This window comes from Streptomyces sp. NPDC055506 (assembly GCF_053643595.1).
This window is the reverse complement of record NZ_JBSHKH010000204.1, coordinates 1-9793: the sequence shown is the minus strand read 5'-3', so window position 1 is coordinate 9793 and position 9793 is coordinate 1. Positions and strand designations below refer to the sequence as shown.

At 72.0% G+C, this 9793-nt stretch carries 8 protein-coding genes; 5 read left to right on the top strand and 3 right to left on the bottom strand.

Features of this window, described 5'->3' with window-relative positions; all coding sequences use genetic code 11:
• Window positions 1-230 precede the first annotated feature (230 nt).
• Entirely contained in the window at window positions 231-929 is a 699-nt protein-coding gene (locus tag ACWIF2_RS38860; RefSeq protein WP_454366196.1) for a SanA/YdcF family protein, read from the bottom strand.
• A 212-nt stretch (window positions 930-1141) separates the two neighbouring features.
• Here ACWIF2_RS38860 and ACWIF2_RS38855 point away from each other — a divergent pair, with 212 nt between their 5' ends.
• The 4 genes from ACWIF2_RS38855 (at window position 1142) to dnaG (ending at window position 6677) form a co-directional block, all read left to right on the top strand.
• A complete protein-coding gene (locus ACWIF2_RS38855; protein ID WP_454366194.1) occupies window positions 1142-1912 on the top strand; it encodes a sirohydrochlorin chelatase in 771 nt (256 codons plus the stop codon).
• 117 nt (window positions 1913-2029) lie between these two features.
• The gene (locus ACWIF2_RS38850) at window positions 2030-3307 is read left to right on the top strand and encodes a deoxyguanosinetriphosphate triphosphohydrolase (RefSeq protein ID WP_454366192.1); all 1278 of its coding nucleotides are present in this window, start codon (window positions 2030-2032) and stop codon (window positions 3305-3307) included.
• Between the two features lie 134 nt (window positions 3308-3441).
• Window positions 3442-4707: an NAD(P)/FAD-dependent oxidoreductase gene (locus ACWIF2_RS38845; protein WP_454366191.1), complete on the top strand. Its 1266-nt coding sequence runs from the start codon at window positions 3442-3444 to the stop codon at window positions 4705-4707.
• 47 nt (window positions 4708-4754) lie between these two features.
• Window positions 4755-6677 (top strand): DNA primase, encoded by a 1923-nt coding sequence (dnaG, locus tag ACWIF2_RS38840; protein ID WP_454366189.1) that lies wholly within the window; start codon window positions 4755-4757, stop codon window positions 6675-6677.
• A 6-nt stretch (window positions 6678-6683) separates the two neighbouring features.
• On the opposite strand, the gene ACWIF2_RS38835 is transcribed toward dnaG, so the two are convergent.
• Together ACWIF2_RS38835 and ACWIF2_RS38830 are read right to left on the bottom strand one after the other, a co-directional pair.
• Window positions 6684-7679, bottom strand: coding sequence for a nucleotidyl transferase AbiEii/AbiGii toxin family protein (locus tag ACWIF2_RS38835; protein ID WP_454366187.1), 996 nt, complete (start codon window positions 7677-7679; stop codon window positions 6684-6686).
• On the bottom strand, window positions 7676-8296 hold the full coding sequence (locus ACWIF2_RS38830; RefSeq protein ID WP_454366185.1) for a hypothetical protein: 621 nt from the start codon (window positions 8294-8296) through the stop codon (window positions 7676-7678). The genes ACWIF2_RS38835 and ACWIF2_RS38830 overlap by 4 nt, the downstream gene beginning before the upstream one ends.
• 138 nt (window positions 8297-8434) lie before the next feature.
• Between ACWIF2_RS38830 and ACWIF2_RS38825 the strand changes: the two genes are divergently transcribed.
• Window positions 8435-9712: an RNA polymerase sigma factor gene (locus ACWIF2_RS38825; protein ID WP_454366183.1), complete on the top strand. Its 1278-nt coding sequence runs from the start codon at window positions 8435-8437 to the stop codon at window positions 9710-9712.
• Window positions 9713-9793 lie beyond the last annotated feature (81 nt).

Sequence of the window (9793 nt, the reverse complement as noted above, 5' to 3'; positions counted from 1 at the left end):
CCCCATGGCGGCCGGCACGGCCAGCAGCGCGCTCGCGGCAGCCATCACCAGCGCGGTGCGAAGTCGAGTCATCAGATGTCCTTTCCCCCAGTTCGCGGCGGCGGCCCGATCCGCCGCCGCACGGCGAAAACACTAAGCGTGGTCGCATGAACACGGAGAGCGTCCAATGGGTATTTCACGCTCTGGGGTGAAATGTGCGCGTCAAACCCGCTCCGGCAGAACGTCCTGATTCATCCGACAGGCCATTCGGCCGTGGCCAACGCCCGCTCCACGCCCGGCTCTTGAGGCCCGAGGAACCGCGGATCCGGCCGGAACGCCGCGTCCAGCGCCGCCTTCCCGGCGGCGAAGATCTCCCGGGCACCGCCGTAGTACCAGGTCGCGTCGTGCACCGCGTCCACCCCGACCCCGTACGACTCGACCCCCGCCGTCCCGCAGAGCGCCACCGCCCGCCGGATGTGGAAGCCCTGGCTGATCAGCACGGCCTCGTCCACGCCGAAGATCTTCTTCGCGCGCACGCAGGAGTCCCACGTGTCGAACCCGGCGTAGTCGCTGACGATCCGCCCGTCGGGCACCCCGTGCCGCGTCAGATACACACGCATCGCGTCCGGCTCGTCGTAGTCCTCGCGGCTGTTGTCCCCGGTGACGAGCACCACCTTCACCCGCCCCTTCCGGTACAGCTCCGCCGCCGCGTCCAGCCGGTGCGCGAGGTACGGCGAGGGCTCCCCGTCCCACAGCCCCGCCCCGAACACCACGGCCACATCGGTGCGCGGCACGTCCGCCGCCGTCCGCAGCCGGTCACCCGCCACCGTGTACATCCAGGTCGCCGGGAGCAGCCCGAGCACGCACCCGGCCATCACAGCCTGCACCAGCCGCCGCTGCCCCCGGCGGGTACGCGGCAGCCTCGGTCTGCGGAACTCCGGAACACGCATCGGACAGGTCCCTCCCCAGGTCGGTCTGACCTTCGAGGACGCCCGATCGGCCCGTCCGGTTCACCGCAGGGCAGGTGACCAGCTTCACGCGAAACCCCGAACCCCCAGGTCAAGGGTGCTCACACCGGCCATGTCCCCGATGGTGAACCGCTGGAAAACACCCGTGACCCCCACGCAACGGGGAGGCAACGTGGTGCCGCGACCATCGGTACATGCCCAGCCAGCTCAGCCTCGTCCCGCCGACCGCGGCCCGCCGCCCGGTCCCGCCCGCCCTCGTCGTCGTGGCGCACGGCAGCCGCGACCCGCGCGCGCTGAGCACGGTCCGCGCCCTCCTCGACCGGGTCCGCGCGCTGCGCCCCGGCCTGCCGGTGCACCTCGGGCACATCGAACTGAACGCCCCCCTGCTCCCCGACACGCTCGCCGCCCTCGGGGACACGGAAGCGGTCCTGGTCCCCCTCCTCCTCAGCCGCGGCTACCACGTCAAGCGGGACATCCCCGAGATGGCCGAGGCCGCCCGGGCCCGCACCCGAGTGGCCGCCCCCCTGGGCCCGCACCCCCTGCTGGTGGACGCCCTCGAGTCCCGCCTGGCGGAGGCTGGCTGGGGCCGGACCCCCCGCAGCAGGAGCGCGGTCGTCCTGGCGGCGGCAGGCTCCCGCGACCCGGACGCGAAGCGGGACACCGCCCGCACGGCCCACCTCCTGGCGGCCCGCCTGGGCGTCCCCGTCCTCCCCGCCTACGCCTCGGCCGCGACCCCCACGGTCAAGTCGGCCGTCCGCACCCTCGCGGCCAGGGGCCGCCCCCACATAGCCCTGGCCTCCTACTTCACCGCCCCCGGCCGCTTCGCCACGGAGTGCACCCAGTCGGCCCCCTGGATAGCGGCGTCCCCCCTCGGCACCCACCCGGCGATGGCCCAGCTCCTCCTCCACCGCTACGACGAGGCACTGGCGACGGCGCCTGTCGTGCCCCAATTGGCTTCGGCTTAGAACGCGGGGTGGTGCGGTCCCCTCAGGGGCGCGGGGAACTGCGCGACCAGCCCAAACAGAACCCGCACACGCCCGAAAACAGAGCCCGGCACACGCAGACGCGCTTACTGTCGAGACATGGACGGCACCGCACAACACCCCCCCGCCTACGACCCGACGTCAGTCGACCGCTGGGCCCAAGAACCAGACAAACGCCCCGGCCGCACCGCCTTCCAACGCGACCGCGCCCGAGTCCTCCACAGCGCCGCCCTGAGAAGACTCGCCGGCAAAACCCAAGTGGTAACGCCCGGCACCATGGGCCCCGCCTGGGACGCCAGCCCCCGCACCCGCCTCACCCACTCCCTCGAATGCGCCCAGGTCGGCCGGGAGCTGGGCGCGGCCCTCGGCTGCGACCCGGACCTCGTGGAAGCGGCCTGCCTCTCCCACGACCTGGGCCACCCGCCCTTCGGCCACAACGGCGAACAGGCCCTCAACGAGTTCGCGGCCGACTGCGGCGGCTTCGAGGGCAACGCCCAGTCCCTCAGACTCCTCACCCGCATCGAGCCCAAACGGTTCACCCCGGACGGCTCCGTCGGCCTCAACCTCACCCGCGCCACCCTGGACGCCGCCACCAAGTACCCCTGGCCCCGAGGCGCCCACCCCACCGACCCGGACTCCCCGAAGTTCGGCGTCTACGAGGACGACCGCCCCGTCTTCGACTGGCTCCGCAAGGACGCCCCCGGCACCCGCACCTGCTTCGAGGCGCAGGTCATGGACTGGTCCGACGACGTGGCCTACTCGGTGCACGACGTGGAGGACGGCCTGCACGCCGGCCACATCGACCCGAACTGCCTGCACGCCGACCCCGAACGCCAGGACGTCTTCGAGGTCGCCCGCGGCCGCTACGTACCGTCCGACACCGATCCCGCGGAGCTGGCCGAGGCCCTGGACGGGCTCCTCGCCCAGGAGTGGTGGCCGCACGGCTACGACGGCACCGCCGTGGCCCAGGCCCGGCTGAAGGACGCCACCAGCCAGCTCATCGGCCGCTTCTGCCTGGCCGCCGAGGCCGCGACCCGCGCCGCGTACGGGAGCGGACGGCTCACCCGGTACGCGGCCGAGCTGGTCGTGCCGCGCCAGGCCCGTATGGAGTGCGCCGTCCTCAAGGCCGTCGCCGACCTCTACGTCATGCAGCGCGCCGAGCAGGAACGCCTGCGCGCCGACCAGCGGATCGTCGTGGCCGAACTGGCCGAGGCGCTCACCGCCCGCGCCCCGGACGGCCTGGACCCGCAGTTCCGCGCCCTGTTCGACCAGGCCCCGGACGACCGTGCCCGCAAGCGGGTGATCGTCGACCAGATCGCCTCCCTCACCGACACGTCGGCCCGTTCGCTTCACGCCCGGCTGACGGGGCAGGCATGAGACTGACGCGACGCTCGGGACCTGAGCACCCCCGAATGTGACCCTCCGTGGCCTGATCGGGTCACTCCCTCTTCCCGCATCACGCTCCGTGCGGGACGCTCGCAAGTGGCGACATCGCAACGAGGAGGCATCAAGTGGTCGACGCGGATCAGACATTCGTCATCGTCGGAGGCGGACTGGCAGGCGCCAAGGCAGCCGAGACGCTCCGCACGGAGGGCTTCACCGGCCGCGTGATACTGATCTGCGACGAGCGTGACCACCCCTACGAGCGCCCGCCCCTGTCCAAGGGCTACCTCCTCGGCAAGGAGGAGCGCGACAGCGTCTTCGTGCACGAGCCCGCCTGGTACGCGCGCAACGACATCGAGCTGCACCTGGGCCAGACCGTCGACGCGATCGACCGCAAGGCCAAGACGGTCCGCTTCGGCGAGGACGGCACCGTCGTCCGCTACGACAAGCTGCTCCTGGCGACCGGCGCCGAGCCCCGCCGCCTCGACATCCCGGGCACGGACCTGGCGGGCGTGCACCACCTGCGCCGCCTCGCCCACGCCGAGCGGCTCAAGCACGTCCTGACCAACCTGGGCCGCGACAACGGCCACCTGGTGATCGCGGGCGCCGGCTGGATCGGCCTGGAGGTCGCGGCGGCGGCCCGCGAGTACGGCGCCGAGGTCACGGTCATCGAGCGCGGGCCGACCCCGCTGCACGGCGTCCTGGGCCCGGAACTCGGCGGGCTCTTCGCCGACCTGCACCGCGAGCGCGGCGTCCGCTTCCACTTCGGCGCCCGGCTCACCGAGATCGTCGGCCAGGACGGCATGGTCCTCGCGGCCCGCACCGACGACGGCGAGGAGCACCCGGCGCACGACGTCCTGGCAGCGATCGGCGCGGCCCCCCGCACCCACCTCGCGGAGGCTGCCGGCCTGGAGATCGCCGACCGGGCCCATGGCGGCGGAGTCGTCGTCGACGAGCGGCTGCGCACCTCCGACCCGGACATCTACGCGGCCGGCGACGTGGCCTCCTTCCACCACGCCCTCTTCGAGACCAGGCTCCGGGTGGAGCACTGGGCCAACGCGCTGAACGGCGGACCGGCCGCCGCGCGCACGATGCTCGACCACGACGTGACGTACGACCGCGTGCCCTACTTCTTCTCCGACCAGTACGACCTGGGCATGGAGTACTCCGGCTGGGCACCCGCGGGCAGCTACGACCAGGTGGTGATCCGGGGCGACGCGGGCAAGCGCGAGTTCATCGCCTTCTGGCTGAAGGAGGGGCGCGTCCTGGCCGGGATGAACGTCAACGTGTGGGACGTCACAGACAAGATCCAGCACCTGATCCGCGGCAAGGCCCAGGTGAACCCGGAGTCGCTGGCGGACCCGCACGTGCCGCTGGACAGTCTCGCCCCATAGCCGTCAGCGCTGTCAGGACTGTCGGCGGGCCACCGTAGAATTCACGCGTGGCTGGACGGATCAACGACGAGGACGTGAAGGCGGTACGGGACGCGGTCCCGATCGACGCCGTGGTGTCCGAGTACCTCCAGCTGCGCAACGCGGGCGGCGGGAACCTGAAGGGTCTCTGCCCGTTCCACGACGAGAAGTCACCGTCCTTCCAGGTCAGCCCCAGTAAGGGTCTGTTCCACTGCTTCGGCTGCCAGGAGGGCGGCGACACCATCACGTTCGTGATGAAGATCGACCACCTCTCCTTCTCGGAGGCGGTCGAGCGCCTGGCCGGCCAGGCGGGCGTCACCCTGCGCTACGAGGAGGGCGGGTACAACCCCTCCCACCAGCGCGGCGAACGGATCCGCCTGGTCGAGGCCCACAAGATCGCGGCGGACTGGTACGCGGAACAGCTCGCCACGTCCCCCGAGGCCGACACCGGCCGGGTCTTCCTCGCCGAGCGCGGCTTCGACCAGGCCGCCGCCGTCCACTTCGGCGTCGGCTACAGCCCCCAGGGCTGGGACCACCTCACGCGCTTCCTGCGCGGCAAGGGCTTCACCGACAAGGAGCTGCTCCTCTCCGGGCTCTCCCAGGAAGGCCGCCGCGGCCCCATCGACCGCTTCCGCGGCCGCCTGATGTGGCCCATCCGCGACATCGGCGGCGATGTCGTCGGCTTCGGCGCCCGCAAGCTCTACGAGGCGGACAACGGCCCCAAGTACCTCAACACGCCCGACACGGCGATCTACAAGAAGTCCCAGGTCCTCTACGGCATCGACCTGGCGAAGAAGGACATCGCGAAGTCCAGCCGCGCGGTCGTGGTCGAGGGCTACACGGACGTCATGGCCTGCCACCTGGCCGGCGTCACCACGGCCATCGCCACCTGCGGCACCGCCTTCGGCGGCGACCACATCAAGATCCTCCGCCGGCTCCTCATGGACAACGGCTCGGCCCGCGTCATCTTCACCTTCGACGGCGACGCCGCCGGCCAGAAGGCGGCCCTGCGCGCCTTCGAGGACGACCAGAAGTTCGCCGCCGAGACGTACATCGCCATCGCCCCGGACGGCATGGACCCCTGCGACCTGCGCCTCGCCAAGGGCGACGAGGCCGTGGCCGACCTGGTCGAACCCCGCACCCCGCTCTTCGAGTTCGCCCTCCGCCAGATCGTCGCACGCTACGACCTCGACACCCCGGCGGGCCGCGCCGCCGCCCTGGACGAGGCGGCGCCCATCGTCGCTCGCATCAAGAACAGCGGCGCCCAGCACGAGGTCGCCGTCCAGCTCGCCGGCATGCTCGGCATCCTCGACACCCAGTTCGTGGTCAAGCGTGTGGCCCAGCTGGCCCGCTGGGCCCGCGACCGCGGCGGCAAGGGCCCGGCCCCGGACCGCCACCAGCAGGGGTCCCAGCAGTACGCCTCGGCCCAGCCGCCCACCGCCCTCCGCGGCCCGGCCCTCAACCTCCGCAACCCGGTCTTCGCCACCGAACGCGAACTCCTCAAGCTGGCCCTCCAGCGCCCGGAACTCGTCTCCCCGGCCTTCGATGCCTACGGAGCCGACGAGTTCACCGCCCCGCCCTACGCCGCCGTTCGCATGGCCATCCTGGACGCGGGCGGCGCCGAACTGGGCGTCGAGGACCCCCAGGACTACCTGGTCAAGGTCCGCGAGGCCGCCCCCGACGACGCGGTCCGCGCGATGGTCACGGAACTGGCCGTCGAGGCGATCATGCTCCACAAGGGCGTGAAGGGCGTCGACGAGGTGTACGCCGGCGCCCAGCTGGTCACCGTCCGCCGCCGCGCCGTCGAACGCCGCATCCGGGACATCACCAGCCAGCTCACCCGCCTCGGCAGCCAAGGCGACCCCGCCCAGCTCGCCGCCGTACAGAACGAGCTCTGGGTCCTCCAGCAGTACGACCAGACCCTGCGCGAACACGGCGCCGCCGCGCTGTAGACCGGATCAGGCCCCGGCCCCCGCGAACGTCGGGGTCACGGCCCGCACCAACCGGTCGGCGAACGCCCGCTCGTCGTTCCGGAACCGCGGATACTCCTTGACGAAGTGGTTCCACTCCACGTACCCGACCGCCTCCACCACGTCCGCCAGAAGGATCTCCTCGCGGTACGGGTACGGCCACTCGCCCGACAGCCGGAACACCTCGTGCAGCAGCTCGCGGCGCAGCGGATGCCGCTCGGCCAGGAGCACGGCGTCGTACAGGTCCTTGCCCTGCGCGTGCATGTCGTTGATCACCCACATCAGCTTCCACGCCAGCGACAGCTCCGGCGTCGCCGCCTGCACGATCGCGCCGCCCGGCAGCTCGACCGGCTCGGGCTCCTCGGGCAGCCGCTCGTTGAAGACGAAGTCGAGCTGGACGTGCCCGCCCGGCAGCCCGGGCGAGCCCCACGGCAGCAGCATCCGACGCCCCGGGACCCGCTCGTAGGTCCAGATGTCCTCGACCACCGCGCCCCGCGCCGAGACCCCGACCTCCCGCCCCCGGGCGTCGGCCAGCGCCTGCGCCGCCTCGGCGATCCCGGTCAGCATCCGGTCCGTACGCCCGTCGTCGATCCGCCAGGTGTGCGGTACGACGACGAAGTCCAGATCCCCGGGCTCGCGGGCGGCGTCCCCGAACCACACCGACATCAGCACGCTGCCCCGCAGCACCAGCGAGTCCACCCACTCCGAGCCGGCGATCGCGTCCAGCACCAGGTGCAGGGCCCGGCGGCGGGCCGCCCGCCACGCCTCGCCCCGGGCCGGGTCGGCGAAGCGCGGGTCGGTGGCGCGGTAGGCGTTCTGGTACTGCTTCAGTGCCGGATCGAAGACCGGGAGCTGCACCACGTCGTCCCCCGGCACCGGCCGGAGCGACTTCGGAAGCTGCGCGGCCCTGCGGGTGGCGTCGTCCAGGGGCTCACGGGGAATCTCCGTGTTCCTCCAGCCGAAGTTCTGCCACGACTGATTCATCCCGACACCCCCACCGGCTCCCCGAGCCATCCGTCGTCCACCGACACATCGCTGTCGTGCAGCACGAACTCACGCTCCACATCGAGCACTTCGAGCCCGGCGAGCGCCGACAGCAGCCCCTCCAGCGCCAGCCCGGCGCCCTCCGCGTCCACCTCGTGGCACCGCTGGGTCACGAACCGCTCGTGCCGGGCGGCGTCCCGCACCCGCCGGGCGTTCCACGACAGATGGGCGCCGTGCGGCAGCACCCGGGCGGCGAGGCCCGCGAGGTCCGTGTCCGGGGCGAGCAGCAGCTTCACATGGTGCTCGAAGTACCGTCCGTCCGCGCGCGGCCGGCGCGGCACCTCCGGCGCCCACGGCGACGACTCGATCTTCACGCGCACAGGCTCGAAGCCGTCCGCCCGCAGACGCGCCGTCACCTCCCGGGCCCGCCGGGACTCCTCGGCGTACGACGCGGAACCGGACAGGGTGAGCATCGGCTGGTCGCGCATCCGGCCCCGGGCCAGCACGATGTGCGTCAGCTTGAGACCGGCCTCGGCCGCCCACCGGTCCAGCCGTTCCGCCGCGCCGGTGCCGGAGCAGCGGACCGTCACATGCGTTTCGTACAAAGAAGCGGACACCCGCGGATCGTGCCAGATCAGTGGCGGCGGGGGCACCCGGGTTTCCCGGGAGGGTCACCGCGCGGTCACGTCCCGAACGCAAAAAGTCATCGCACGCCCCTCGTGGCGACGATGTGTCTTCCCCCACACTGGGTTGCGGTGCCTGAGTCCTCGGAGCGCGGCCGATCCGTCACCGACGGGTCCCAGACCCCCGCGGTTCCGCTCATCGCGTACGGGACGGAAAGCGGCGAGGCCGTCGACTCCGCCCCCGAAGTACCGCTGCCGCCCACCTTGGCAGCGATCATCCTGGAGGTCGCCCCCGTGCAGACCCAGACGCTCACCCAGACCGACGCCGGCGCCGCGCCGGACGCGGAGGACGACGCCCTGCCCGCGGTTCCGGCGCAGAGCCTCGTCGTGCACCACCCAGAGACGGAACCGGAGCCGGAGGAGCCGCCCGCCGAGGCCCTCGAGACGGCCGAGGTTCCCGAAACCGCCGTGAGGCCGCCGGCCCGTACCGAGAGCGGCAGTCCCTCCTCGGACCTGTTCCGCCAGTACCTGCGGGAGATCGGCCGCATCCCCCTGCTGACCGCGGCCGAGGAGGTCGAACTCGCCCGCCGTGTCGAGGCCGGCCTGTTCGCCGAGGAGAAGCTGAGCAACACGCCTGACCTGGACAGCCAGTTGGCGCTGGACCTCGACCGGCTCGTCGTCATGGGCAGAATGGCCAAGCGCCGGCTCATCGAGGCGAACCTGCGGCTCGTCGTGTCCGTGGCGAAGAGGTACGTCGGGCGCGGTCTGACCATGCTCGACCTCGTCCAGGAGGGCAACCTCGGCCTCATCCGGGCCGTCGAGAAGTTCGACTACGCCCGCGGCTACAAGTTCTCCACCTACGCCACCTGGTGGATCCGCCAGGCCATGTCCCGAGCCCTGGCCGACCAGGCCCGCACCATCCGGGTCCCCGTCCACGTCGTGGAGCTCATCAACCGGGTCGTGCGGGTGCAGCGGCGGATGCTCCAGGAACGGGGGTACGAGCCCACGCCGGAGGAGGTCGCCGCGCACCTGGACCTGGCGCCGGAGCGGGTCAGCGAGGTGCTGCGCCTCGCCCAGGAGCCGGTGTCGTTGCACGCGCCCGTGGGCGAGGAGGACGACGTCGCCCTCGGCGACCTCATAGAGGACGGCGACGCCACCAGCCCTGTGGAGTCGGCGGCGTTCCTCCTCCTCAGGGAGCACCTGGAAGCGGTCCTGTCGACCCTGGGGGAGCGGGAGCGGAAGGTCGTCCAGCTCCGTTACGGGCTGGCGGACGGCCGCCCCCGCACGCTGGAGGAGATCGGCCGCATCTTCGGAGTGACCAGGGAACGGATAAGGCAGATCGAGTCGAAGACCTTGAACAAGCTCCGGGACCACGCCTTCGCGGACCAGCTGAGGGGTTATCTGGACTGATGCCTTGCGCGGGCCGGTGAGGGCTGGTCGCGCAGTTCCCCGCGCCCCTTGAGGCCCGTGCAGCTGCCGTCCCTTCAGGGG

Coding starts and splice junctions, on each gene's coding strand:
- ACWIF2_RS38860 (WP_454366196.1), bottom strand. CDS start 929: ATGCGTGTTCCGGAGTTCCGCAGACCGAGGCTGCCGCGTACCCGCCGG.
- ACWIF2_RS38855 (WP_454366194.1), top strand. CDS start 1,142: ATGCCCAGCCAGCTCAGCCTCGTCCCGCCGACCGCGGCCCGCCGCCCG.
- ACWIF2_RS38850 (WP_454366192.1), top strand. CDS start 2,030: ATGGACGGCACCGCACAACACCCCCCCGCCTACGACCCGACGTCAGTC.
- ACWIF2_RS38835 (WP_454366187.1), bottom strand. CDS start 7,679: ATGAATCAGTCGTGGCAGAACTTCGGCTGGAGGAACACGGAGATTCCC.